The sequence below is a fragment of the Vibrio sp. Scap24 genome (genome assembly GCF_013394185.1).
Classification (GTDB): Bacteria; Pseudomonadota; Gammaproteobacteria; order Enterobacterales; family Vibrionaceae; genus Vibrio; species Vibrio pomeroyi.
In genome coordinates this window covers 1,016,220-1,042,113 of record NZ_CP041333.1, presented here as the reverse complement: position 1 = coordinate 1,042,113, position 25,894 = coordinate 1,016,220, and the positions used below count along the sequence as shown (strand labels likewise).

The window sequence follows — 25,894 nt, the reverse complement described above, 5'->3', positions numbered from 1 at the left end:
CTGGATTTTGTTTTTGGTGAGCCAATCATTATTTAAACGCTAAACGTATAAGCGTAGTTTTAACCGTGTTCTTGGCCTGATACCTTAGCAAGCGCATCTGGGTAGCCGCGCTCCTGAGTTAAACCTATCGCTCTGTTTTCAATATCATTCAAATTAAGTGACATTGTCACTGAGTGAGTATCTTCAATAGAAACCGCTTCAGCAATATCAAACCATTGTTCAGCCACTTTTTGTGCTGCTTCTAGCGTTGAAGACGCTTTAACTACTTCAAGTCGAGCATAACGCTCACCACAGAAAGACACGTCAGAAGCCCTTAAACTAGGGTCGGTTCCTGGGATTTGTTGCGCACCGAATAGAGGTTTGCCACCAACCTGTGCAGAACGAAAACTTGGAATGAACTGAGACATGTGCGTAATGGCGGCGCGAGTTCTTAGCTCAAGTTGCTCTTCGCTCCAACCTGATACGATCTTCTTAAGAAGTTTGGATGGCAGCTGAGGTTGTGATGAATCCGTTGACGATGAAACAAGACCGCCTTCAAAGAGAGTTATCCCTTCTGTCATGCCATGAAGCTGGAATACACCATCAGCGTATGGCGTTAATTGAGCCATGCCTTGTGGTGTGCCTCTAGGACCATGAAAGATAACCTCTGGCCACTCTTCCTTACAATCTTGCGAGAATGGCCACTCTGTCACATACGCGGCTTTAAATTCGACTAGTCGTTGCTGCTTTGAACCTACAAAGTCATCAACAATGCCCGTTTCGAAGCCACTGGCATTGATTAGGTAATCAGTTGTTAGATTGCAGCTTTGGTTTTCACTATCGGTGTAAGTCAAAGACCAGCCTTCGCCTGTCGATTCAACAGACTGTAAACGGCTGTTGGTTAGCACGGTGCAATTCGATTGCTGACCCAGAGACAGTTGTGCCGTAGCAGAGAGTCGGAACACACTCCAACCATACTCTTGAACCATCGCAACAGGATATTTAAGCGTGTCTAAATCTGTGTGCTTAGCAAAAGGAATACACCAATCATCGAGTGACATGGGTTTTAGGGGCTGAGCTCGTTCTGCTATCTCTAATAAGTCTTCTTTGCTGTAGAGCTTGTAATACTCTTCAGGGTCACCAAGCACTTGGTTGCTTTTATCTTGTTTAACAAGCTCAGCGTAAGCGCTTTTGATTATCTTGAGACGAGGAAGCAGATCCATAGGTTCACCTCCATCACTGTGCGGCACAGCGATGATTGTCGGGCGAATGTTGATGGTATGAGGGAACAAGCGGACGGTATCAATTGACTGTGTGAGCAACTGAAGACACTGCTCTACAGAAATATCTCGATACAAATTGCCGCCAGCGTGCAGGTGGCAAATTGGTGGACCATTAACCAAACTCGGCCCTTTTTCCAAGATAGTGACCTTAAAACCCAACTCACTAAAGTGAATCGCGCTTGTGGTTCCGGCAATACCACCACCAACAATGGCAATAGAAGGTTGATTTGTATCCGTTTTGTTGTGGTTCATCGTGTTCTGTAGAATAAGATTAACTAACGCTATTCTACTTTTGTTCGGCGACGAATTAAAACACATTTTTATCAAGGTCTTAGCTTGGTGCTAATTAATATCTATGTAAAAAACATAAATAATCTCTTGACTCAATAACTCGATATGAAGTTTTAAAGGTTATTCTAACAGTCAAATTTGTCCTAAGTGACGCCACATAAAGGCTGTCTCAATACTCTTAAAACACAGATGTTAACTTATCCCTAAAGTTATCCACCGTTTTTGTGGATAACTGTTGATAACGTTCTTGCTAAGTTGCGCAAACCCTTTGTTTACAGGGACTAACCGCTGTTCATTAAATCGGCATTATTGAACAATGAGTTTTAAATTATGCTGAAAACAGATGAAATTAAGGTGTGATATCTCTTACTTATGCTACCAGTTGGTCAAATAAAAAACGGCCTATCGGTTGGTTTTATAAATAGCTTGCTACTACCCATAAAATATTCGCGATTAGGCCGTTTTACTCAGTGAATTGACGTTCTAGTGGTTAGTTAACCGAAATCCTTGTTTACTGGCGCCAATAAGCGTTTGATCAAGCTGTTTACGACGGCAGCTAAAGTCATAAACGTCAGCACTGGTAATGTTATCCAAAGCACCGGGTGAAGTGATGGTTCTAGCTCAAAACCAAAGTTCATTACTCCTGCAACACTGAGCTCAGAACCCAGCGCCGCAATCGAACCTGCCACAAGCGCCATCAACCCATATTCACACCAAATGGTATTGAGGATGCGCTTCTTACTCGCTCCTAGCGTGCGATACAAGCGAATCTCTTGTTGCCTTTGAGACAAGCTAAGACGTAGCAGCGTGAAGATAAGCAACAGTCCAGCAACAACACCAAGCGCAGCGAGCACTGTTATTGACCAAACAATCTGCTTAAGCAGTTCTTGGATCTTGCTGCCCATCACGCGGATATCCATCAAACTCACGGTTGGGTGATTTCGAGAGAGCTCATTGAGCATTTGATCGTGTTTGTCTTCGAGTCTGAAACTCACCAACCAAGTTGATGGAATCGAACTCAATACATCTGGAGTAAAGATGAAGTAGAAGTTTGGCTTCATCTCACGCCACTCTACTTTTCGGATGCTATTAACTTTAGCTGCAACATTTTGGCTGTTAATAGTGAATGAAAGCTCATCACCAATTTTCAAACCAAGTTGTTCAGCGACTTCCGATTCAACAGACACGCCCTGCTCTTGCGTCCAACTGCCTTCAAGCACTTCATTGTACTCAGGTAACTGATCACCCCATGTGAAGTTGATTTCACGGCTCAATGCGTCATTTTGTTCAGATGTGTCACTGTATTCAGCCGCTTCTACGCCGTTAATGGTCGTCAGTCTTCCTCGGATGATTGGGAATGCTTGAGTGCGCTCCACTTCGTTAGAGTCGATGGTTGCTAAGTAACTGTCTTTCTCGTAACTCGCAATGTTTAGCGCAAACGCATTCGGTGCGTTCTCTGGCAAGGTTTGCTGCCAATCGGATAGCAGATCACTTCTCACCAACCAGATAATCGACAACAACATCAACGAAAGAGCTAAAGAACCAAACTGAATACCTGTTGCTAGTGGAGTACGATTGATTCGGCTTAGCGCCAAGCGCATTGATGTCGACGTCGGTAACTTACCGAACAAGCGCAGAACAATCGTGCTCACAGCAGCTAACACCAAGAACAGACATGCAATACCGGCTAGAACAATCCATACCAATAGGTTATCACCGTACATCAGCATCATCGGGATAATAGGTACTAGTAACAACGCGAACTTTTTATAGCTGTCGTGTGATTTATGACTTGATTGAATCACGCTGATGGCCGATGTATTAACTAAGCCGATCAATGGAATCCCTAAGGCAGGTACACCAATCAGAATGCTCGATAAAATCGCCAAAATAGCGGGCTCAATGCCATAGCTTGGAAGTGGCGAAGGCAACAAGTCACCCAGTGGGATTCGAAGCAAAAATTCTAAGCCAATACCAATCGCGATACCTAGCACAGCACCAATAACGACTAATAGAGATACCTGAACAGACAGCCACTTAATGATCCACTGTTTGCTTGCGCCCAAACTTTTCAGCATGGCGATGGTTTTACGACGGCTTGCCACATAGTGTTGGCACGTGAGTACAAGGGTCGTCGCCGCCATTATCACAACGATAGCAACAGTTAACGATAAGTATTGAGTCGTGCTTTCGAACATATCATTAGTACGACTTGCTGAATCTTGTGTACGCCAGCGATCACTTGGTGTTAGCTCGATACTGTCTTGTGCCGCTTTGAGCTTTGCATCATCACCGTTCAAGAACAGCCTGAAGCTCACACGGCTTCCCGGCTGAATAGCACCCGTCGCGTCAATATCACTTTTGTGTATTAATACAGCAGGCATTTGCTGGAACGGATTAAAGCTCAACCCCGGCTCTTGCGTGATGCGCCCTGTTATTGTTAAATCGGCATCACCAATAGTGACATTGTCACCGGTTTTAACTTCAAGTTGCGCAAAAATACGTTCATCAAGCCAAAGCTCGCCCGGTTCAACATGATTACTCGACGCATTGTTAGCGCCTTCTAGTATCATTTCACCGCGCAGTGGATAATTACTTTCGACCGCTTTCACCGTCACCAACTGCATGGAGTTATCACTGAATGCCATGGTGGAGAAACGAGTCAACTCGGAACTTTCTAACTGCTCAACTTGAGTCAGGTCGAGCAAAGGTTGTGGAATTGGGTTTGCAGAGATAAACACACTATCCGCTGTCAGTGCGTCTTTGCCCTGCTTAACAATCACCTGCTCCATACGCTCGGCCAGTGCCGACAATGCGAAAACACAAGCGATGATCAAGGTTAACGCAATGGATACAGGCCAAAGCTGACCATGTCGAATTTCTTCGATGCTCCACGAAAACAGGCGTTTGTTCAGTCCGTTTGATGAATTCAATTTAGACTTCCTCTATTTGACCGACATGCATCTTAAGCGTTCGTTGGCAGCGTTGTGCAAGCTTAGGGTCGTGTGTCACCAATACTAGAGTTGTGCCGTGCGAAGAGTTCAATTCAAACAACAGCTCCACAATTTTGGCCGCCGTTTGTTGGTCTAGGTTGCCTGTAGGTTCGTCAGCAAATAGGATTTTTGGCTTGATCATAAAGGCACGTGCTAGAGCGACCCTTTGTTGTTCGCCACCTGAAAGCTGAGACGGCAAGTGATCAAGTCTGTCTTTTAAACCAACCGATTCAAGCAGAGCGGTCGCTCGTTCAATGTCTTCGTCTTCACCCTTCAATAGACAAGGAAGCGTGACATTTTGTAGTGCAGACAGGCTTGGGATTAACAAGAAGCTTTGAAATACGAACCCAACGGATTCGCTGCGAATTTTAGCTCTTGCTTCATCATCAAGTTGCGAAAGTGGTTGCCCTAAGAGGTTAATTTCACCTTTGGTTGGTACGTCAAGTCCAGCTAACAGCGTCATTAGGGTCGATTTACCTGCACCAGACGTGCCTACGATCGCGACCGTTTCGCCCTCACGAATATCGATATCAACGTGCTCTAGGATTGTTAAATGTTCTTGATTAGTAGACACTGTCTTGGAAACAGCTTCTGCTTTAATGATGGATGTATGCATGACTCGACTAATTTCCTTTTTATTCTTTATTTTATTTTCAACCGCTTCTTTAGCTCAAGGCTCTGCGTCAGCTCAAGATTCAAAGTTATTGGTACTTGGCGATAGTTTGAGTGCTGGTTACAACATGGATATCAAACAGAGTTGGCCAAGTTTGTTGCCAGACGCGCTAGCAAAACATGATAAAGCGGTTACCGTGGTTAACGGGAGTATCTCTGGTGACACAACGGGCAACGGTTTAGCTCGTTTGCCTCAACTACTTGAAGAACATGCTCCAGACACCGTTCTTATCGAACTAGGAGCGAATGATGGCCTTCGTGGTTTTCCACCTAAGCTGATGTCTGCGAACCTTGATCAAATCATTGAGCAGATAAAAGCCGCAGGCGCAAAACCGATTATGATGCAGATTAAAATTCCACCAAATTACGGTAAGCGTTATAACCAACAATTTGAGTACGTTTTTGCGGCTTTAGCTGATCAACAAAATGTTCCGCTTTTGCCGTTCTTTCTGGAACATATCATCCTTAAACCTGAGTGGATGATGAACGATGGCTTGCATCCTAAACCAGAAGCTCAACCTTGGATCGCTGAATTTGTCGCCGAAGAATTATATCAGTATCTTTAGGTTTTAATGGTCTAGCTCAATAAATTTTACACAGCTTTACGTTAGCCTGAGTGCATATCACCGTGAACTGTAAGGTTATTTATGCTGATCGAACCTGTTATCAAGGGTGTGGTAGCTAAAAGCGCTCACCCTATTGGCTGTCAAGAAGCCGTAAAGCAACAAATCAAGTTTGTTAAGAGTGCGCCGCAAATCAAAGATGGCCCTAAACGAGTACTGATCATCGGCGCTTCCTCTGGCTTCGGCCTTGCCGCTCGTATCGCCCTTACCTTTGGCGGTGCAAACGCTGACACTATCGGCGTCTCATTCGAACGCGGTCCTAACGAAAAATCCCTCGGTAGTGCTGGTTGGTACAACAACATCTACTTCAAGAAAGAAGCCGAACGAGAGCAGCGCACTGCTATCAACATCGTTGGCGATGCATTTTCTAAAGAAACACGCTCCCAAGTTGTCGAAGCCATCGAAACCTACTTCGAAGGTGAAGTCGATCTGATCATCTACAGCTTAGCCGCAGGTGTGAGACCAAAACCAGACTCCGATGAATTTTGGCGCTCAGCTATTAAGCCGATTGGCGAAAGCGTTACTGGTGCGACGATTTCTCTTGAGCACGACAACTGGGTGACCAACACGCTCGACGCTGCAACAGAAGAAGAAGCCGAAAGCACACTCAAAGTAATGGGTGGTGAAGATTGGGAAAACTGGATAGATGAACTGATCAACGCGGAGTCGATTGCTCCGGGTTGTAAGACGATCGCGTTCTCGTATGTTGGCCCTGAAGTGACGCACCCTATCTACCTAGACGGTACTTTAGGTCGCGCTAAGATCGACCTTCATCAAACCAGTCATGCATTAAACCTTGAGCTAGCTAACTTCGACGGCAATGCTTACGCGACCGTGTGTAAGGCCTTGGTAACCAAAGCAAGTGTGTTCATCCCAGGGTTAAGCCCTTACTTGCTTGCTTTGTACAAAGTGATGAAAGAGAAAGAGACACACGAAGGTTGTATCGAGCAGATGCAGCGTTTGTTTAGCAGCAAACTGTATGGGCAGACCAAAGTTCCGCTTGATGGTGAACGTCTGATTCGTATGGACGATTGGGAGTTAGATCCTGAAACCCAAGCACATGTGACCGAATTGCTGGATAAAATGGACGAAAGCAATTTCCAAACTTTGGGTGATTACCAAGGGTTCAAAGATGAGTTCTTACAGCTGAACGGGTTCGCGCAACCATCAGTAGATTACAGTAAGAAACTGAATAGTGAAGACTTTATAAAATTAAAGTCCTAATCGAAATTTATCTCATTACTGAGACCCGTATTCACATTTGAAAACCTCTGCAAAATTGCCGAGGTTTTTTTGTGCAACATTTCTTATACTTACTTAACGTAAGATTCACAGTTTTCTTTGGTTCATCATAATTAACACAGGATGTGTTGATGCATTTAGCATAATTGACTCGGAGTCATATGAAGAAAATAAAAACTCTCGATTTAGATATCCCAGACGATATGGAGCACGGTTGGCAGAATATTGTTGACCTCTTAGCTCAAATTACTCAAGTGCCCGCAGCACTGATCATGCGTGTTCACGCCAATTACATTGAAGTTTTCTCAACCAGCCGTAGCGACAACAACCCATACAACAAAGGTGATTCTGAAACACTGGGGAATGGGCTGTACTGCGAAACAGTGATGGAAACTCAACGAGAGCTTCTTGTTCCTAACGCGCTTGCCGATCCTAAATGGGAAAACAACCCAGACATCAAACTCGGCTTAGTCTCCTATTGTGGTATTCCATTACTTTGGCCTAACGGTGAACTGTTTGGCACCATTTGTATCTTGGACTCGAAAGAGAACCACTACACTTCTACTTATATCAAACTGTTAGAGAGCTTTCGGACTTCTATTGAATCTCAGCTTAAAACCCTGTTCCAACACGCCAAGCTTACCCAAATGAATCGCGACCTAAAAAACCGCGTTTACAATCGCACTAAAGATCTTGCGAGCCTTAATTACTCGTTGAATCAAGAAATTGATAAGCGAAAAGCGGCTGAACAGAAGATTAACTTCCAAAAGAATCATGACCTCGGTACGGGTTTTTTAAACCGAAGTGCCTTTGAATCTCGCTTAAATCACAAGCTAATCGCACAACGAAGGCTGACTGAAGGTTCGTTCGCCGTTATTCATATTGGATTTACCAATGGCAGGAGAATTCAAGCACGTTACGGTTACAGCGCGCTAGACCAAGTGCTTGTGGAATATCGACAACGTATCGACAGCATTACTGACATCGAGGTATTAACGGCGCGCCCTACTTCTGTCGATCTTGTTCTGGCATTCAGCGTGAAAGATCTTCACCATCGCCTCGAAGAGCTCAGTCAAACGCTAGTGCAAGTTGGACATTCCGAGTTTGATATCGAAAGCGATAAAGTCCATTTGCATGCCTATATTGGGATTGCGATTACGGACAGTGAAGATGATGCAGAGAGCATTCTTCAAAAATCATCAGAAGCGATGCTTGCCTGTAAAGATTCTGGTCAAAAATACGCTTACTACTCTCAATCTCATACAGAAGAACAAAGCCACATCAACAAGATTGAAGGCTATTTGCTACAAGCTGTTCGTAATGATGACTTGATGCTCTACTTCCAGCCTAAAGTAAGCCCAGTGACTCATCGTTGGGTTGGCGCAGAAGCGCTTCTCCGCTGGCGACATCCCGTTTTAGGCGATATCTCCAACGAAACCCTGATACATATGGCTGAACAAAACGGCTTGATTTTCGAAGTGGGCAGCTTTGTTCTACGCAATGCGATTGAAAAAGCCAAAGAGTGGTCTGAATACGTTGAAGACTTCAAAATGGCGGTTAATGTTTCTGCTGTACAACTCAAAAACGCGCATTTTGCAGAACAAGTGATTCACCTATTGGAAACCTATCACCTCGAGCCCCGCTTCTTAGAGCTTGAAGTCACCGAGAGCGGCTTAATCGCCGATGAAGTTGTCGCCAAGAACACGTTGGAATCTTTGCACGATATAGGCGTTACATTGTCACTCGATGACTTCGGTACAGGCTATGCCTCTTTCAGTTACCTGAAGAAATTCCCATTCGACACGATTAAGATTGATAAGAGCTTTATTGATCAAATGCTCAACTCCGACGGAGACTCGGAAATTGTTCGTTCAATTGTCCAAATCGCGAAAAAACTCGACCTCAATGTCACGATTGAAGGCATAGAATCAGAAGCTCAGGAGAAGTTTATTATCGATGAAGGCTGCGATGTTGGCCAAGGTTACCTCTATGGCAGACCAATGCCGAGCCAAGAATTCGAACACAGCTTAATCAATCAAAACTATTTGGGGACAACTCGTTACGCTTAAAGCGAAAAAGAGCAGTTAGTTTTGGATTTAGGCCTACTTTCCCTTTACTCTAAAGGTGGTGATTTTTATAATCGCCGCCTTTCTGTTTTTATCTTTCCCCTTATATAGGCATTCCTCGTTATGGATCAGTTGACTGCAAAGCTTAAAAAGCTCGAAAAACAAAACTACCGTGCATATCAACAAATTAAAGGTCAATACGACTTTGCTGATTTTGAATTACACATCGACCACATTCAAGGTGACCCGTACGCGTCAGCTTCTCGTTTTCGCGCAACACGCGCGTGGTCGTTAACTGGGTTAGATTGGCTGAAAGAAAAGTCTTACGAATACCAAGTTGCCGCACGTGACTTTATTGCGCGTAGCTTTTCTGAATTCGCTAAGCAAGAATCGACGGTTTCAATCGCTCTCACTGGTCAAACAGTTTTAGACAGCACATCGGTTGTGTTCACTGAGCACGGTATCGAACTTCGCTTCCGTATCAATCTGCCTGCCGATGGCCGTAGCATTCTTGCTAAGAAAGCAATCAACATCATCACTTTCTACTTACCGAAGTTTATTCGTCGCGCAACGCTTGAACGTGAACTGAACATCGATGCGATGATTAAACATTGTGAAACGATTGAAGACCAAGAAGCGCTTCGTGCTCAATTAGACGAGCACAACCTAGCTTCATTCGTTGCGAACGGTAGTGTGCTACCACGTATCGCGGGTAACTGTGACCTTCCAATGAAAGATGCCGTTCCTTTTTCAGCGCCAGAATCATTGAGCGTAACATTAAACACGCCAAACCAAGGTGATGTGACTGGCCTAGGCATTCCTAAAGGCATCACATTGATCGTTGGTGGTGGTTTCCATGGTAAATCGACATTATTGAATGCTGTTGAACGCTCTATCTACAACCATATCCCTGGTGATGGTCGTGAAGGTATTGTGACTGCGATTGATACAATGAAGATTCGCGCGGAAGATGGCCGATGTGTGCACAGCTTGAACCTGTCGAACTACATCAACCATTTACCAATGAAGAAAGACACGTCTGATTTCAGCACTCAAGATGCTTCGGGTTCAACCTCGCAAGCGGCTTGGTTACAAGAATCGATCGAAGCCGGTGTGCAAACGCTACTTATCGATGAAGATACGTCAGCTACTAACTTCATGATTCGTGATGAGCGTATGCAGGCGCTTGTGTCTAAAGGCGACGAGCCAATCACACCGCTTGTTGACCGTATCGGCCAGCTACGTGAAGAGATGGACATCTCAACCATCGTGGTTATGGGCGGTTCTGGTGATTACCTAGACGTAGCAAACACTGTAATTCAAATGCACGACTACCAAGCGGTAGACGTAACTGAAAAAGCAAAAGAAGTGATTGCTCAACACCCTACTCAACGTACGAACGAATGTGAAACGGCATTAGAGATGTTTGTGCCACGTTCATTGAACCGCGCTTCACTGATGAACATTCTTATGGATGGCAAGTTCCGCGTTAGTGCGAAAGGCAAAGAATCACTGCGCTTTGGTAAAGAGTTTGCTGATCTTTCTGCACTAGAGCAACTTGAGTCAACATCAGAGGTCAATGCGATCGGTTGGGCTTGGTTCCAGTTTGCACAAACTCCAGGCTGGTCAAACAACCCAGCGAAAGAGTTCAACACTATTTTAGAAAAAGAATGGCACGCTAACATGCCGAAATATGGTGACCTAGCGAAACCAAGAACGTTGGATATCATGGCTGCGTTGAACCGTATGCGTAAATCTCAGTTCAAACCTTCGAACTAAGATTTAACTGAACATCAGTAACTCCTATCAACGGCTCTCATTTATGAGGGCCGTTTTTTACTTCGTTTACCTAGCAGCCCCATTTACCCAGTATCCCACATTTACCTTCTATCCTTTCTGAAGTGCCTATCTCATAAACCAATTCACAACTTGTTGTTCAGCTCCGTGCAGTAGGCACGTGATTAATTGTCACTCCTAGGCTAGCTACAACGCTACTTATCTTGGAAATACCAAGAATCATGACACAGCTTTTACAAAGCCATGGTGATATTCGGATAAAGTCCCGACTCTACAAATGTAACTAAATGTAAAAGCCTGAGGTTTTGATGAACCACCAACGCGTCAAAATGCGTGATCATAAAAGCGAAGTAAACCTGTTTCGAAACCGAGTAATAGTCGCGTTTGCAGGGATTTTAGTCTTCACCCTCGTTCTGATTGGAAACCTCTACAGGCTCCAAGTACAAGATTTCAAAAGTTACCAAACACGAGCTGACGGAAACCGAATTAAGGTGCTTCCCATCGCCCCTACGCGTGGTTTGATCTACGATCGCAATGGTGTGTTATTGGCCGAGAACCAACTCGTGTTCGATTTAACCATGATCCCCGAAAAGACGGATGATGTTGATGTCATGCTGAGCAAGCTCAACAAATTCATCCCTCTCAATGATGAACAAATCGAGCGATTCAAACAGCGTTATCACAACACCCGTCGCTTCAAACCCGTGACGATATTAGAAGGTCTTAATGAAGAAGAGATCGCTAAGTTCTCTGTTCAACAATATCAATTCCCCGGCTTATCGATCGATACCAGCCTTAAACGCTTCTATCCGAACGGTGAAATACTCACCCATGTTTTGGGGTATGTGGCACATATCAACGACAGCGATTTAAGAAAGCTTGATGAACAAGGTAAAGAATCCAATTACCAAGCGACAACTGTGATCGGTAAGCTAGGTGTAGAGCGATACTATGAAGACCTCCTTCATGGCACCAAGGGATATCAAGAAGTCGAAGTGAACAGCCGAGGACGCATTGTTAGAACGATTCAATATGTGCCTCCAGTCGCAGGCAAAGACATTGTCCTTAACATCGACATCGAGCTACAAAAATACGTCTTCGACCAACTTGATAACCGAACAGGCAGTGCTGTGATCCTGGATCCTAAAGACAACAGCGTATTGGCAATGGCGTCGAGCCCAAGCTATGACCCAAACTTGTTCGTGGACGGCATTTCGAGCAAAAACTACCGAATATTGCTTAACGATCCTGCACACCCATTGGTGAATCGCACAACATTGGGTGTTTACCCACCCGCTTCGACCGTGAAACCTTTTATGGCCGTTGCTGGTTTGCAAGAGCATGTTATCTCTGAACACACCATTCGTGATGACCACGGTTCATGGCGTATCCCCGGTTCTAAACCTAACTCAAAAGCGTGGCGAGATTGGAAACGTTGGGGGCATGGCCCGGTTGATGTGACACAAGCGATTGAGGAGTCAGTGGATTCATTCTTCTACCAAACGGCCTTTGATTTGGGCATCGATCGTATTTCAACGTGGATGAACCGCTTCGGATTTGGTAAACCGACAGGTATCGATATCTACGAAGAAAGTACCGCAAACATGCCGACTCGTGATTGGAAGATGATGCGCTATCGTACGCCTTGGTATCAAGGTGATACCGTGCCGATTGGTATCGGACAAGGTTATTGGACTTCTACTCCACTGCAATTAGCCAAAGCCACTTCTGTGCTAGTGAATCACGGTAAGGTAATGCCTCCGCACATTCTAAGAGCAACACTAGATCATGGTGAAGACTTTGATATGCAAATGCCTGTCGTACCAAAACAGATGGCATCAATTGACGAAGTTCCCGACGAAATTTGGGATGTACCAATTAATGCAATGAGGCTGGTAAACAACGGCAGCCGAGGCAGCGGTCGAAGAGCCTTCAAGGGCGCTGAATACGTAAGTGGTGGTAAATCGGGTACGGCACAAGTATTCGACTTGGCAAAGGATCAGGTTTATAACTCGAAGAAGTTAGCACGTCACCTACTCGACCACGCGCTTTATACCGCGTTTGCACCTTATGATAATCCTGAATACGTCGCGACAGTGGTTATCGAGCATGGTAACGGTGGTTCAAAAGTTGGTGCGCCTTACATTCGTAAGGTACTCGACTACGCATTTGAGCATAAGAGCGGAGTGAGTAAAGACAACTCATAGCTCATTACTTATGACTTATTAGTTGTTAGTAGCAATAAACACAAAGCCCCACTAATCGCATGTGGGGCTTTTTCTATCTTCTATCTTTCTTCTTGGAGCTTAGTTAATCAGCTGGCCAAGCGGAACTTTTTAGTCACGCAATACATTCCACGCTTCGCATAGCGTTTGAAACTTAGCAGTGTTGCCTTCATCTCTATCGGGATGCCAACGCAGCGCAAGGCGTCTCCATCGCTTCCGAATATCGTGTTGAGTCGCGTCCACCGGTAACTCGAATAAATTGAGTGCATGGGTTCGGTCCATATCCGTTTCACTGCCGCCGACAAACTTCTTATAGCGCGTCCAAAACTCATTCAACAGCCGCTTTACTTCACCTTCATCAGCTTCATAGTTGAGCCAATTGATATAGTAATCACGCAGTGGGTCTTCAAGATCGATTGTATGGGTGCTGCCATGATAACGCCCGTTCATCAATTCAATGTCCATGGCTTGGACCTGAAGCCAGCTGTCTGGATACAAGGTTTCTTGTAGTTGATAGAGCGCATTCATGATCAAGAAGTTTTTCTTAAACAGTTCTTTTTCAGGCACGGTATCTAATACAGGAACTAAACCAAGTTCGTTGAGGTGCGCAGCCAAAGTATGCACTTTCCATCCACTCGGCTGTTGTTTGAGCACTTCCATGATCGGCCAAAGCAACGGATTTTCCATATGAGCCTGAAACTGAGGACTAATATCTTGGTGACTCGATGATTCGGTGTTGTCTAACATGATTAACTGAGTCCATTGGCATATGCATTTGTGTATCTTATTAATTGAAAGCGATCTGGTGCTGTTTGTCGAGTTTCAAACTAAATAAATTTCAATCAGTTATGCTCTTATCAAACAAAAAGGCCAGCATAATGCTGGCCTTTAGAGTATGAAATCTGACTAATTAGATAACGCCAAGTTCTCTTAGACGTTCCATTAGGTATTCATTTGCTGTGTACTTCTCAGACAGAACCACTTCTGGTTTCGGGTGCAAGAACAGAGGTAAAGAAATACGAGATTTCTCTTGGCGAGCACCTGATGGATTGATTACACGGTGAGTCGTTGATGGGAAGTAACCACCAGACGCTTCTTGTAGCATGTCACCAATGTTGATGATCATGTTACCGAAATCACACGGTACATCTAACCACTCATCATTCTGAGCTTTTACCTGAAGACCTGGTTCGTTTGCAGCAGGAAGAACCGTTAAAAGGTTGATGTCTTCGTGTGCAGCAGCACGGATTGCGCCCGGCTCTTCATCACCCTGCATTGGTGGGTAGTGAAGTACGCGAAGCAGAGTTTGCTCGCTGCCATTAATCATTTCAGAAAGTGCAATTGAGAACTTCTCTTGTACTTCTTGAGGCGCGTGCGCTTCAACCCAACCTAATAGTTCTTGAGCAAAAGCATTAGCGCGTTGGTAGTAATCTAGAATCTGTTCTTTCAGCTGTTCAGGAATCTGACCCCAAGGGTATACGTGAAAGTACTCTTTAATATCTTTTACAGTGTGGCCCTTTGCAACTTCCGACACTGAAGGTGGAAAATATCCATCTTGTGTTTCAACATTAAAGTGGAAGTTCTCTTTCTCTTCAGAAATGAAGAATTGGTACCAGTTTTCGTAAATTGACTCAACAAGCTCTTTCGGGATTGGGTGGTTTTTTAGTACGCCAAATCCAGTTTCACGTAGAGAGCGAACAAATTGTTCTGCTGCGTCGTCAGCAAGATAATCGACAGTTTCCAGTTTCATGACTTTCTTTCTTGTTATGTAGTGATAGAGGGATTTTATGGTTCGCTTTGTTGTAAATCAAACTTTTGTGAAACTCTCGCAACCGTTTGTCTAGATACTGGGCGATAACGCTACTTTTCAACAAATTTGGTGATAAAACTACAATTGAACAGTGTTCATTATTGTGTAACTATGGATGAAACTTATATAGGATCTGATGATGACAATTACGCCACTTGCTCAAAATAGACCTCTACTCTCATTAACTACTGTCTATCTTGTTATCTTTCTTTTTTCAGCGTTTGCACCCTCTTCACGCGCAGTTTGGATTGCTGAGATCATTCCTGCGCTCGGTATTCTTGTCGGGATATGGTGGCTCTCTACCAAGCTTACCTTTTCAAAGACGGCTTACGTATTGATGTTCATCTGGTTAGTTCTGCATACGATTGGCGCTAAGTACACCTTCGCTGAAGTGCCCTTTGATTGGTTTAATAACCTGATTGGGTCTGAACGCAATAACTTTGACCGCGTGGCGCACTTTTCTATTGGTCTTTATGCTTACCCGCTCGCTGAATATTTGATTCGTAAGAAATTGGCTCAACCGGTGTTGGCGTGTTTCTTTGCTCTGTTTACCATCATGAGTGTTGCTGCAGGTTATGAGATTATTGAGTGGTGGTATGCGGAGATTGCAGGTGGTGATGAAGGTATCGCGTTCTTGGGCTCACAAGGTGATATTTGGGATGCACAGAAAGACATGCTTTGCGATACAACAGGAGCGATAGTCTCGTTGTTACTTCTCAAGCTTCAAGGGCGAGTTAAAGTTCATTGATACTCGCTTCTGATTCTTAACATCAAGCTCAGTTCTTAACTTCAATAACAGCTCTGAAATGCCACACACAACTTGTGCTGTGGCATTTTCATTTCATCGTTACTTTACCGCCAACAAACTTGTAGGCTGGCGTGCCTCGAACTAAGGTATCACGTGCGAACTCTATACCGCATTCAGGGCAAATGCAGGGCTCTGTCGTGAAATCTTCAACAATACGTTCTTTAAAACACTTTACGAGAGCACCCTTACCACCTTTCCGATACTTGAAAAGTTGTGTCTTGCATTTCGCACAGAAAATTTGAACCGTCTTGGTCGGTTGTTTCTTGTTTGGTTTAGCCATAAAAGTTAATGATTGAACTCTTTATTTCTTAAGTTTAGGGGCGACAAGAACCAAGCTTATCCCCAGTAAAATGACAGTCGAAGAGATAACAAATTGCATGGTGACAGGCTCGGATAACAACAACACACCACCAAGTGTCGCGATAACTGGAACAGAGAGTTGCGCGATAGATGCCACCACGGTATTGAGTTTCTTCACAACGTAATACCACAAGCTATAACCCACACCAGAGGCCACGGCTCCCGATAATACTGCGTAGATCAAACCTTGTTCGGTTATGGATATTTGTTCCGTGACGCTCGGAATGAAGGCTAGAAGACTCAACAATACAAGAATGAATAACGAACCAAAACCAAAATTGGCTGTGGTCGATTGAAGTGCGTTTGTCGATTTCTTGCCTGCCAGCGTGTAAACGCCCCACCCAACTCCAGCCAATGCCATTAATATGATGGAGATTAGATTTGGTGAGCTTGTTGCGCCCGTCGGCATGAGCAAATAAACAAGCCCTGCAACAGACAATAAACAGCCACCCCATTCAATCGACGACATTCTGTTGCCAGCGAATAGGTGTGCAGCAATCATTGTGAATTGAACAGCGACAAACAGTACCAGAGCCCCAAGCCCTGCACCTAATGTTAGGTAAGCAAACGAGAAGCCGAACATGTAAACCAGTAGAGCTAATATCGCGGTTAAATCGAGCTCAGAGCGAATCTTGGTATACATAGAAGCGTTACCTTCCACTTTGTCTTGTTTACGTTTAGCGTTTGAAGATAAGGTCAATAAAATCAAAAGTGTGAGTGCACCCGATAAGATGCGCACGACCGAAAAGCTCAAAGGATCAATCGTTTGATCCATTAAAGCCCAACGACACAATACTGAATTGGCAGCAAATGCCACCAGCGTAATGAATGTGATAATCACGGTTTGCATTGTGTTGTCCTAATCGAGTTACCTTTGGTTTCAATCAACTTCTGGTTTTACCCAAACTTGACTAAAGTCGAACCATCCGAGTGCATTACATTTAGCGTTTTGCAACGTACCGCATTGGTCTTTGTTTACGCCTAGCCAGCAGTGGAACATTGGAATCAATTGGTTGCTTTGTACCAATTGCTTGCCAAGCTGCCTTGCTGGGAATTGCTCGAACTCACCCGAGCGCCAACGATCAATCATGTGACACCATTGATCGAAGTCCTCTGCCGGGCTCGATTCATCCAAAAAGCTGTAATCCATCAACCATCCGGCCAGTGCATCGTCTCTATTGTTGGCAATCCCCATTGGGTTAATCCAAATATCGACATCATCAGCGTGTGGTGGATCGGTTTCGTAACCGAATAGCTCAACATCGACATTGTACTGCTTCAACACAGTGACGATCGCTTTTGCAAGGGTTGGGAACATCGGATGTTGGCATTGATACGCCAATTTGATACTTGGTTTAACACTTGCTGGTGGACAAACTGGCACCTTTAACTTGATGTCATACCAACCGGGTTTGATTCCGTAAGCATGCAGTACACCCAAGTCGATAACGGTCTCTTTAGGGATATGTACAAACAAATCAGACGCATTTAACGCATTCGATAGAAACTCAGCCCAATCTGGATCTTGTGCGATGCCCTTTTTTCTATTCAATAGTAAATATGTACAGCCCGGATCAAGTTCGACCTCATCATCACTATCTCCACGGTCTGCCATTATTGGCTTAGAAAGGCTTGGGTAAACCATCGACGAATAGGCTTCATCAACCACCCAAACTTCAACACGATCGATCAACGGTCTAAAACCAAAGTATCCATTGAAAGCGGTTAACACGAGTTGCTTTTCGTCATTTTTTTCAATGCGATAAGGGCCTGTACCAATTGGGCGAATATCGTAATCTTCACCACGTAAAATCATCGGCAGAGTCACTTTTGCGACGGATTCAGTTAACGCGAGTGGGAAGTATTTATCTGGACGCGTTAAAAAGACATCGACCACACAATTTGCCGGTGAAGATACGTCTTTAATATGCGAGAACATGTTAAGCGGTTCGAGTAAAAGCAGCGTATCCACAACGTGGCTCGTTAACAACGGTTCACCATTATGGAAACGGACACCCGGCCTTAAGAAAAATCGCCATTGGTGATCGTTTATCTTTTGCCATGAATGCGCGAGATCAGGCTGCAGCTGATCGTTCTCATCTAAGCGAGTTAACCCACTGAATACCTGACAAGCGATGTGTTGCTCAGAACGTCGCATCGATTTGGTTGGATTAAGCATGGAGAGCGGACGGTAGTAAGGTAAACGAATAACCTGTTCACCCTCTTGATACTGCACGCCCAAGTAGTTTTGAATAACTTGAGTAAGTTTGGCGGCATTTTGGTCAAGTACTGACAGGGCTTGACCAATTTTACCTTCTTCTAAGTAGCGGCGTGCTAGGTTTTCACTAACATCGCAACGATTCTGCTTAAAGATAAGTTGAGATAACTTACCGCGTCCCGCTGCAGGTAACCACTCTACCCAGCCTTCTTCTTCGAGCTTATTCAGTACCATTCTGGCATTACGACGTGTACAACAGAGCACATCTGTTATGTCATCAAGCTGAACATCAGAATCTTTGCCATCGAAGTATTCAAACAGGGTTTCAAATTGAACGCGAAGTCTTGGGCTACTCATAAAGAGGAAAACTTATTCAAAGGATATTGAATTTAGTTTCCCTATTTTATGAGTCAAAATCAATCGAACTTAATACTATTTTACGAAGGGATTACGAATGCGGGGCGATTTAATACCTCTAACCGAGAGTTTAAAGCTTAAATAAACGCTGTGATAACCGCCAATTACATCACATCGCAGCCGATTTCATTAGCGATGTCACGAAGCTGTTGTTCGTTGTCTAATTTAATCGACCATTTGCACTCGGAGCCATTTGCAGAAATGACGTTTGCCCCTTTTCCGATCAGCTGAATTGCATCTACTTGAGCTTGTAATGTGACTCTATGTTCACCTTCCAAACGAACAACCAACTCATGAGGGGTTGCGATGACTTTTCCACTTTTAAACGTTATGACCATGGATTTCTCTAACTAAAATAAACAGTGTGTAAATGAGGTTTAAGCAGGTTTGGCTAGGATGAATACTGCGCCCCACCTTAATTACTGAACTAACGTTTGTGCTTCTTCACTGCAATGGTCAAACGGCTTGTACAAACCAAGCGTTGACGCTCATCAGTGATGTTTATCTGCCATACTTGAGTAGATACGCCAAGATGAATAGGCTCAGCGGTGCCAATAACGTGCCCTTCACGCATAGAACGAACGTGATTAGCGTTAATGTCTAGCCCTACGCAATAGTAACCATCGGGTACGCAGAAGTTTGCAGCGAGTGAGCCAAGTGTTTCTGCTAAAACCACGGATGCACCGCCGTGAAGCATGCCCAGTGGTTGGTGCGTGAAATGACAAACTGGCATGGTTGCCACCAAGGAATTATCGTTAACCTCGGTGTAAACAATGTTGAGGTGCTCAATTAAGGTATTTTTTGAGGTCGCGTTGAAGGTGTCTAGGTCAACGGGCTTTTTCCAAATACTCATGTGGGGTCCTTAATTATTGATCTTGTTATCGCGTGCATAGCTTTTTCTATATTACTGGCTGTTAGTTATCTTACAGCCCTTAGTTATTACGCAAGTTGATGTTAACATGCATAAAAACCGAATACACAGAGGATATTGTATGACGTCATGGACGAAGTTTGCCTCGCTTCTCACTCTTGCAGGCCTAACCGCGTGTAGCGCTTCTCCGACAGGAAGAAACCAACTGCTGTTGTTTTCTGATCAAGATATGTCTCAGCTTGGGGCACAGTCTTTCGAACAAATGAAGAAAGAGCAACCCATCAGTAAAGATGCAAAAACCAACGCTTATGTTCAGTGCGTAGCGAACAGTATTACTCAACACATTCCTAAGCAAGGCTTTAGTGAATGGGAAGTGGTGGTTTTTGATAGCGACCAAGTGAACGCGTTCGCTCTGCCAGGCGGAAAAATTGGCGTCTACACAGGTTTACTCAATGTCGCGGTAAACCAAGACCAACTGGCAACGGTTATCGGACATGAAGTAGCGCACGTTCTTGCTGACCACAGTAACGAACGCCTATCACAATCACAACTCGCCAATACAGGTTTATCGATCACCAGTGTCGCTCTAGGTTCATCAGAATACAAACAGTATCAAGGCATGACTATGGCTGCATTAGGCTTGGGTGTTCAATATGGAGTCATTCTGCCTTATGGTCGAACTCAAGAATCTGAAGCTGATATTGTAGGCCTAGAGTACATGGCGAAAGCTGGGTTCGATCCAAACCAGAGTGTTGACTTATGGAAGAACATGGCAAAAGCATCAGGCGGCAGTCAACCACCAGAATTGCTTTCGACGCACCCTTCCCACAGTACCCGAATTAAAGATCTACAAACTAAGATCTCGACACTGCCTCAATCGAACGTTACTAAACCAAATTGCAAAGTTTGATTTGACGAACGTACAAGTTAGAACCGCAGATATTAAAACGCCCTATCCAAATGGTTAGGGCGTTTTTCGTTTTGTTTGTATTGGGTGACCCTGCGCTTTATGAACCAGTCACTCAGTTATAGATATGCGTTAAGTGCCTAGAATCTGTAACGGTAGGCTCAGTAATTGGTCGCCAGTTGAAGCGAAGTACCATATAACACCAATCAATCCTGTTACTAAGCCAACATACCAAAGGAACGATACGATTTGGCCGTATCTGTCTAATGGCAACAAATGGCTATAGTGACGGCCTCTCCATTCGAACAGAATCTCGACACTACCCATGATTAATAAGAAACCAAACAGGGTTAAGTTCAATTGGTAACTCAACACGACACCTGAAACGGCTGCTGCGACACACAGTACAATGCCTAACACGCTGTTCATCGAAAAGCTGATACTTTTCAACACGTGGCCACCATCGAGTGGCAAAATCGGAAGCAAATTGAATAGATTTAACAAGGCGTTAAACACGGCCAGACCAGCGAAGAACATCTCGCCAGTTGCCCAGTACAAAACCGTAAATATCAACGACAATATCAAGCCAAACAGTGGTCCCATGATCGAGATAACCACATCTTGCCATCGAGTATTAATCTTTTCGTCTGAAAGCGCTAATCCGCCAAGGAACGGGATTAAGTAGATCCCTTTTGTCTTCATCCCAAAGTACTTCATTGCTCTGATATGACCGTACTCATGGAACATAAGGCAAGCGATCAATGCCAGTGCGAACTGAATAGAAAACAGCCATGAATATGCCGCTAAACTGGCAGAAGCAAGCACAACTTTAATCAACTTAGCACTCTTCAGCGCTTTCATTCCGAGTGACACCAAACCAATCAAACTAAAACGTTTTTCAGGCTTAGGTGCCACAACCGGTGTTTGCTGTTCGATATCTTTGGTGCTGCGATTTCCTTCGGTAATGGTTTGCCCATTAACCGACGCTTTATAGGTCATCTCAAAGGGTTGCCATTGAACTGAAGATTCAACGTGACACTGCAACGTTTCTTCACCAGAACGAAGCGTAAATGTGTGTGTTCTCACATCGTCGCCTTCTGAAGTCGCATCCAGCTGAGACACTAACGTGTTGTCCCAAAACAGCTGCTGCCACCCTGCCATTGATCCTTCTAAACGAAGCGGTTTACCAAGAAACTCTATCGCGAGTAATTCCAAACTAAAAATTCCAATTTAATGACTATCAAAATGAGTCGATATTATGCCGATTTAGCGAATGGCGGTAAACAGAAACAAAGTTGTTACATATTGAGCTATTGAACACTATTTATACCGCAACGATGCATAAACAATCTGGTCACACCTCCAACCACGAATAAATCATTGATTATATTTATATTATTGATGTTAAAGTGCCGCCCCTTTAAAACATAACCTCACAAAATAACAACTCTTTCTTTGACTTTATATAAAACATGAATTTAACATGCCATTTACATTAGAGCTTCAACACCAAAAATGCTCAGTGTGTTTTCAAACCATAATAACGAAATTCGATGCCCTAGGAGGGTCAAGGATGAAAACAATACAACGCTCTCTCGTTTCACTTTCAGTACTATTTGCATGTAACTCACTTGCGGCTGGTTTCCAAGTTGCTGAGCATTCTGCCTCAGGTCTTGGTCGTGCCTTTTCAGGTGAAGGTGCAGTAGCTGATAACGCGAGTGTACTAGCGAGAAACCCCGCCGCAATGACCCTATTTGATACAGCACAGTTTTCAGGCGCGGTTTCTATCGTTGATCCCGAAGTTAACGTTTACGACGTTGATGCTAACGAGCATTCTAAAGATGTTGCTCCATTGCAAGTAGTGCCAGCCGCATATTACATCAGCCCAATTAACGAAAAATGGGCTTGGGGTATCGGTATGTTCACCAATTATGGTGTTGCTACGGATTACCCTGATGACATCTCGGCTGGTGATATGGCTGGTGATACGTCGCTCTTGTCTGTCAATCTCAATCCAAATATTGCATATCGCGTGAATGAATCATTTAGTGTTGGTGCAGGTTTAAACCTTGTGTATGCGGAAGCTGAACTTACTCGCCACAAAGGTGAGCTCGCAGGTTTGGTTGGTGGGAATCCGTCTGACAAACTTATCGGTATGACTGGCGAGACATTTGCGTATGGTTGGAACGTTGGGGCGATGTATGAGCTGAACGAAAATAACCGCTTTAGTATCGGTTATCGCTCTTCTGTTGATCTTGATTTCGATGACGGAGAATTTACCAGCTACGACTCAGGTAGAGCAACATCTCCCAAGGTTGATGGTCGTCTTCAAATCGAGCTTCCTTCTATTCTAGAGCTTTCAGCCTTTCACCAACTTAACGAACAATGGGCAATTCACTACGGTTGGCAACAAACCGATTGGAGCACTTTCAAAGAATTAAAAGCAACAAGTCCAGATTGTACTGACAACGGTGTAGCTGGCCAGTGCTTCTACAAACCGGAAAAATATGAAGACAACAATCGATATTCACTGGGTGCAACGTACCAACTAAACAGTAAGTGGACATTAAGAGCGGGTTACGCTTATGACGAACAAGCTGGTGAAGCAACTTTGAGTATTCCTGATAGTGATCGCATGTGGTACAGCGCAGGTTTCACTTATGTTTGGAGCGAAAATATGACTGTTGATGCCGGATTTGCACTTGTAGTAAGTGATGACGGTGAGTTCACTGAGACAAATGGCGCCCAGCAAGAGAGGACTTTCGAAGCAGAAGGCACCGCTTATCTTTCTTCACTTCAGCTTAACTACACCTTTAACTAAATCAGGATCGTATCATGAAACGTAACTTTAAGATCTCTCTACTATGTTCAGCGATCCTACTAGCAGGTTGTGGTGACAACACTGAAAGTTCGGGTACAAGTAACCAACAACTTGAAGCTTATCTAGAAACGTCTCTGGCAAGAGCGACAACTCAAAAAATGCTCTTGCAAGGCAGTAATGCATCAGTTCCTTTAAGCAATAACCTATTATTTGACTCTACAGATGGCACGCTAGCGATCCCAACAGGTGGAGACGATAGCATTTCTAACCCAAAAGCAGCACTCAACTATGCCGATGGCTTTTCGACCAGCATGCCCATTTACATCGAGTTTGAAGGCGATGGTTTTGGCGACACCCCTTCAGTTATTACTTCTGGAGTGACATTGTTGAAGCTTTCTAAAAAGTTAACAGACACATCCACAGCTGCGCAAGTACCAACACCTGTTGCTAGCTCTGAATACAGAGTTATCAAAGTTGGCTCAAACCTAGCAATAACACCTAATACTCCCTTTGATGAGAAGTCTGAATATTTGCTTGTAATTACTGACGACGTTACTGATGTAAATGGTAACCCAGTAGGTACATCGCAAAGCTATGCGGCTCTCAAAACAGGCACTAAGACTTATTCAACAGGTGACTTAGCCAGTGCGCAAACTTTAATTAAAGGTCAAGAAGCTATAGCTGCGGCTGTTGGCGTCGATGCGGAAAAGATTGTGTATTCAGCTTGGTTTACTACAACTTCCGTGGGTGATGTTCTTGCCTCTACAGCAACGTTGATTGGCGGAATGATAGATGCTGGAGCACCACTTGCGACCTACTGGAATGGTAGCGCAAACCCAAATAATGTTGATTTAACTAATGCTTATGATCTTAACCTAGATACGTCATCAACAGCACTATTTGACGCTGCAATCGCTGGTGATGCCAACTTCAAAAAATATCTCGGAAATGATGATGCTACAGAAACCGCGACCTTAATTGGTGGAATAAAACTCCTCTACACTAACGGCGGAATTAGCACAACAACTGTAAATGTAACTAAAGGCACCATTCAGCTTCCATACTTCTTAGAAACTGATCCAACTAAGTTTTCAGTGACGCCATTCGTATCAGCATTGGACAGTCTAGCGGTTATCAAAAGCGCATTAACTGACAGTTCTACAAGTTCTCACGTTGGTGCTGAACTAGTAGCATTAGGCTTAGATCCAGCAAACCTGAGCGCAACTGATGTCACGACTCTAATGGGGAAAACACTCACAAAAGATTCTAGTGGGACAGCCCTAGATAGTGAACGCATTGTCACTCAGTATTCGCCAATACCACAAGTTAAATCACTCGAGGCTGTTGATGTACTTTTATTCACACCAACAACAGGGACTCCTTCAGGTGTAGTTATTTATCAGCACGGTATAACCACTGTAAAAGAGAATGCGTATGCGTTTGCTGCTAATTTAACAGCCGAGGGTCTTGCAGTAATAGCAATTGATCACCCTATTCATGGCTCTCGATCACTTGCTGGCGGTGCTATATCAACTAACGATAATGCTCTGTACTACTTGAATCTAAGTGCTTTGCCTGTTGCCCGTGACAATATCCGTCAAAGTGCGCTTGATGTAATAGGTCTTCGTATGGCTCTTGAAAAAGTGGGGAATGATTTTTCCGGCACACCATTGGCAGGAGTTGATGTAAAAGACACAACCGTGAAGTTTATGGGCCACTCACTGGGCGGTATTACTGGATTTACTTCAGTAGCTACATCAGAAATTGCTGGCACACATAAATTTAGCTCGGCGGTATATGCTAATTCAGGTGGTCACATAGCTGAATTATTGTTTGCTTCTGAAACGTTTGGTCCTGAAATTAAACATAATTTAGCTAAGCAGCTGAATACGGCTTACAAGGATTCAGTCGCTACAGCTTGTGCGACCAACAACATTGAAGATGGTGACTGTTACACCGCTTTTGCTACTGGAAGTCCAACTAGCGCTGCAGCAATTGAAACTGAACTAGTTGCATTTAAAGTCGCCGCTCAAACCCTTATTGACACGGTCGATCCACATTCACTGTCCAATACTGAAGATTTGTCATCATTTAGCTCAAGCTATCCAACGTTGTTGATCCAGTCACAAAATGATGAAACTGTACCAAACAATGGTAATGATGATGACGATAATCCATTATCTTACACGGCTTCATTTGTTGGTTCAGAAGGATTAGATGCAACTTTAGCGTTGGATGACTCTACAAAAGCTAGCCCTTCAACTGGAAACCGCGTGTTTGTTCAGTATAACGAAACGGCTAAGCACTCTACGATTATTGGGCCAAAAGCAGACCTTTCTGATGCCTCTCATACTCTATCAATGAGAGCCCAAGTAACCGATTTCTTAAAGTCGGATAGCCTTGGTGCAGCAGCGCCGAGTGCACTATTAGAGTAACTAAAGCTTAAGTAGCTTCCAATTAAACCAAATGCCAGCCTAACCGCTGGCATTTTTATTTCTATGACTGCCCAAC

Annotated in this window: 20 protein-coding genes; 9 read left to right on the top strand and 11 right to left on the bottom strand. The window is 44.1% G+C overall.

Going from position 1 to position 25,894, the window contains the following annotated elements:
• Positions 1-59 precede the first annotated feature (59 nt).
• From FLM53_RS20050 to FLM53_RS20040, 3 genes are all read right to left on the bottom strand, one after another.
• A complete protein-coding gene (locus FLM53_RS20050) occupies positions 60-1,514 on the bottom strand; it encodes an FAD-dependent oxidoreductase (RefSeq protein WP_176679689.1) in 1,455 nt (484 codons plus the stop codon).
• 533 nt (positions 1,515-2,047) lie between these two features.
• A complete protein-coding gene (locus tag FLM53_RS20045; protein ID WP_176679690.1) occupies positions 2,048-4,486 on the bottom strand; it encodes an ABC transporter permease in 2,439 nt (812 codons plus the stop codon).
• A 1-nt stretch (position 4,487) separates the two neighbouring features.
• Positions 4,488-5,162: an ABC transporter ATP-binding protein gene (locus tag FLM53_RS20040; RefSeq protein ID WP_017632619.1), complete on the bottom strand. Its 675-nt coding sequence runs from the start codon at positions 5,160-5,162 to the stop codon at positions 4,488-4,490.
• Between FLM53_RS20040 and FLM53_RS20035 the strand changes: the two genes are divergently transcribed.
• The 5 genes from FLM53_RS20035 to mrdA all read left to right on the top strand — a co-directional run bounded on the left by FLM53_RS20035 (position 5,161) and on the right by mrdA (position 13,153).
• A complete protein-coding gene (locus tag FLM53_RS20035; RefSeq protein WP_102427934.1) occupies positions 5,161-5,784 on the top strand; it encodes an arylesterase in 624 nt (207 codons plus the stop codon). The genes FLM53_RS20040 and FLM53_RS20035 overlap by 2 nt on opposite strands.
• A gap of 81 nt (positions 5,785-5,865) precedes the next feature.
• Entirely contained in the window at positions 5,866-7,065 is a 1,200-nt protein-coding gene (gene fabV, locus FLM53_RS20030) for an enoyl-ACP reductase FabV (protein WP_176679691.1), read from the top strand.
• A 179-nt stretch (positions 7,066-7,244) separates the two neighbouring features.
• Entirely contained in the window at positions 7,245-9,152 is a 1,908-nt protein-coding gene (locus FLM53_RS20025) for an EAL domain-containing protein (RefSeq protein ID WP_176679692.1), read from the top strand.
• 120 nt (positions 9,153-9,272) lie between these two features.
• Positions 9,273-10,928: an ABC-ATPase domain-containing protein gene (locus FLM53_RS20020; protein ID WP_176679693.1), complete on the top strand. Its 1,656-nt coding sequence runs from the start codon at positions 9,273-9,275 to the stop codon at positions 10,926-10,928.
• A 326-nt stretch (positions 10,929-11,254) separates the two neighbouring features.
• Positions 11,255-13,153, top strand: a complete 1,899-nt coding sequence (gene mrdA, locus FLM53_RS20015; protein ID WP_176679694.1) for a penicillin-binding protein 2 — start codon at positions 11,255-11,257, stop codon at positions 13,151-13,153.
• 129 nt (positions 13,154-13,282) lie between these two features.
• Here mrdA and FLM53_RS20010 read toward each other — a convergent pair whose 3' ends face one another.
• Positions 13,283-13,918, bottom strand: a complete 636-nt coding sequence (locus tag FLM53_RS20010; protein WP_176679695.1) for a DNA-J related domain-containing protein — start codon at positions 13,916-13,918, stop codon at positions 13,283-13,285.
• A gap of 163 nt (positions 13,919-14,081) precedes the next feature.
• The gene (locus FLM53_RS20005; protein ID WP_017632612.1) at positions 14,082-14,921 is read right to left on the bottom strand and encodes an isopenicillin N synthase family oxygenase; all 840 of its coding nucleotides are present in this window, start codon (positions 14,919-14,921) and stop codon (positions 14,082-14,084) included.
• Positions 14,922-15,120: 199 nt separating this feature from the next.
• Here FLM53_RS20005 and FLM53_RS20000 point away from each other — a divergent pair, with 199 nt between their 5' ends.
• Positions 15,121-15,729 (top strand): DUF2238 domain-containing protein, encoded by a 609-nt coding sequence (locus FLM53_RS20000; RefSeq protein WP_176679696.1) that lies wholly within the window; start codon positions 15,121-15,123, stop codon positions 15,727-15,729.
• A gap of 88 nt (positions 15,730-15,817) precedes the next feature.
• Here FLM53_RS20000 and FLM53_RS19995 read toward each other — a convergent pair whose 3' ends face one another.
• The 5 genes from FLM53_RS19995 to FLM53_RS19975 form a co-directional block, all read right to left on the bottom strand.
• Positions 15,818-16,069 carry a hypothetical protein gene (locus FLM53_RS19995; RefSeq protein ID WP_017632610.1) on the bottom strand — a complete coding sequence of 84 codons (252 nt, stop codon included), beginning with the start codon at positions 16,067-16,069 and terminating at the stop codon, positions 15,818-15,820.
• Positions 16,070-16,090: 21 nt separating this feature from the next.
• Positions 16,091-16,999, bottom strand: coding sequence for a DMT family transporter (locus FLM53_RS19990; protein ID WP_176679697.1), 909 nt, complete (start codon positions 16,997-16,999; stop codon positions 16,091-16,093).
• Between the two features lie 30 nt (positions 17,000-17,029).
• Positions 17,030-18,724, bottom strand: coding sequence for an SgrR family transcriptional regulator (locus FLM53_RS19985; RefSeq protein WP_176679698.1), 1,695 nt, complete (start codon positions 18,722-18,724; stop codon positions 17,030-17,032).
• Positions 18,725-18,888: 164 nt separating this feature from the next.
• The gene (locus FLM53_RS19980; RefSeq protein WP_176679699.1) at positions 18,889-19,122 is read right to left on the bottom strand and encodes a DUF3389 domain-containing protein; all 234 of its coding nucleotides are present in this window, start codon (positions 19,120-19,122) and stop codon (positions 18,889-18,891) included.
• Between the two features lie 89 nt (positions 19,123-19,211).
• On the bottom strand, positions 19,212-19,637 hold the full coding sequence (locus tag FLM53_RS19975; RefSeq protein WP_017074330.1) for a hotdog fold thioesterase: 426 nt from the start codon (positions 19,635-19,637) through the stop codon (positions 19,212-19,214).
• A 139-nt stretch (positions 19,638-19,776) separates the two neighbouring features.
• Here FLM53_RS19975 and FLM53_RS19970 point away from each other — a divergent pair, with 139 nt between their 5' ends.
• The gene (locus FLM53_RS19970) at positions 19,777-20,565 is read left to right on the top strand and encodes a M48 family metallopeptidase (protein WP_176679700.1); all 789 of its coding nucleotides are present in this window, start codon (positions 19,777-19,779) and stop codon (positions 20,563-20,565) included.
• Positions 20,566-20,694: 129 nt separating this feature from the next.
• Here FLM53_RS19970 and FLM53_RS19965 read toward each other — a convergent pair whose 3' ends face one another.
• Positions 20,695-21,777 carry a site-2 protease family protein gene (locus FLM53_RS19965; protein ID WP_176679701.1) on the bottom strand — a complete coding sequence of 361 codons (1,083 nt, stop codon included), beginning with the start codon at positions 21,775-21,777 and terminating at the stop codon, positions 20,695-20,697.
• A gap of 358 nt (positions 21,778-22,135) precedes the next feature.
• Between FLM53_RS19965 and FLM53_RS19960 the strand changes: the two genes are divergently transcribed.
• Positions 22,136-23,383, top strand: coding sequence for a porin (locus tag FLM53_RS19960; RefSeq protein WP_176679702.1), 1,248 nt, complete (start codon positions 22,136-22,138; stop codon positions 23,381-23,383).
• Positions 23,384-23,397: 14 nt separating this feature from the next.
• Positions 23,398-25,818 (top strand): VolA/Pla-1 family phospholipase, encoded by a 2,421-nt coding sequence (locus FLM53_RS19955; RefSeq protein WP_176679703.1) that lies wholly within the window; start codon positions 23,398-23,400, stop codon positions 25,816-25,818.
• The last annotated feature ends 76 nt before the right edge of the window (positions 25,819-25,894 follow it).

Bases quoted from the DNA above. Each gene is read 5' to 3' on its own strand.
- FLM53_RS20050 (WP_176679689.1), bottom strand. From the start codon at position 1,514: ATGAACCACAACAAAACGGATACAAATCAACCTTCTATTGCCATTGTT.
- FLM53_RS20035 (WP_102427934.1), top strand. From the start codon at position 5,161: ATGACTCGACTAATTTCCTTTTTATTCTTTATTTTATTTTCAACCGCT.
- FLM53_RS20040 (WP_017632619.1), bottom strand. From the start codon at position 5,162: ATGCATACATCCATCATTAAAGCAGAAGCTGTTTCCAAGACAGTGTCT.
- fabV (WP_176679691.1), top strand. From the start codon at position 5,866: ATGCTGATCGAACCTGTTATCAAGGGTGTGGTAGCTAAAAGCGCTCAC.
- FLM53_RS20025 (WP_176679692.1), top strand. From the start codon at position 7,245: ATGAAGAAAATAAAAACTCTCGATTTAGATATCCCAGACGATATGGAG.
- FLM53_RS20020 (WP_176679693.1), top strand. From the start codon at position 9,273: ATGGATCAGTTGACTGCAAAGCTTAAAAAGCTCGAAAAACAAAACTAC.
- mrdA (WP_176679694.1), top strand. From the start codon at position 11,255: ATGAACCACCAACGCGTCAAAATGCGTGATCATAAAAGCGAAGTAAAC.
- FLM53_RS20010 (WP_176679695.1), bottom strand. From the start codon at position 13,918: ATGTTAGACAACACCGAATCATCGAGTCACCAAGATATTAGTCCTCAG.
- FLM53_RS20005 (WP_017632612.1), bottom strand. From the start codon at position 14,921: ATGAAACTGGAAACTGTCGATTATCTTGCTGACGACGCAGCAGAACAA.
- FLM53_RS20000 (WP_176679696.1), top strand. From the start codon at position 15,121: ATGACAATTACGCCACTTGCTCAAAATAGACCTCTACTCTCATTAACT.
- FLM53_RS19995 (WP_017632610.1), bottom strand. From the start codon at position 16,069: ATGGCTAAACCAAACAAGAAACAACCGACCAAGACGGTTCAAATTTTC.
- FLM53_RS19990 (WP_176679697.1), bottom strand. From the start codon at position 16,999: ATGCAAACCGTGATTATCACATTCATTACGCTGGTGGCATTTGCTGCC.
- FLM53_RS19985 (WP_176679698.1), bottom strand. From the start codon at position 18,724: ATGAGTAGCCCAAGACTTCGCGTTCAATTTGAAACCCTGTTTGAATAC.
- FLM53_RS19980 (WP_176679699.1), bottom strand. From the start codon at position 19,122: ATGGTCATAACGTTTAAAAGTGGAAAAGTCATCGCAACCCCTCATGAG.
- FLM53_RS19975 (WP_017074330.1), bottom strand. From the start codon at position 19,637: ATGAGTATTTGGAAAAAGCCCGTTGACCTAGACACCTTCAACGCGACC.
- FLM53_RS19970 (WP_176679700.1), top strand. From the start codon at position 19,777: ATGACGTCATGGACGAAGTTTGCCTCGCTTCTCACTCTTGCAGGCCTA.
- FLM53_RS19960 (WP_176679702.1), top strand. From the start codon at position 22,136: ATGAAAACAATACAACGCTCTCTCGTTTCACTTTCAGTACTATTTGCA.
- FLM53_RS19955 (WP_176679703.1), top strand. From the start codon at position 23,398: ATGAAACGTAACTTTAAGATCTCTCTACTATGTTCAGCGATCCTACTA.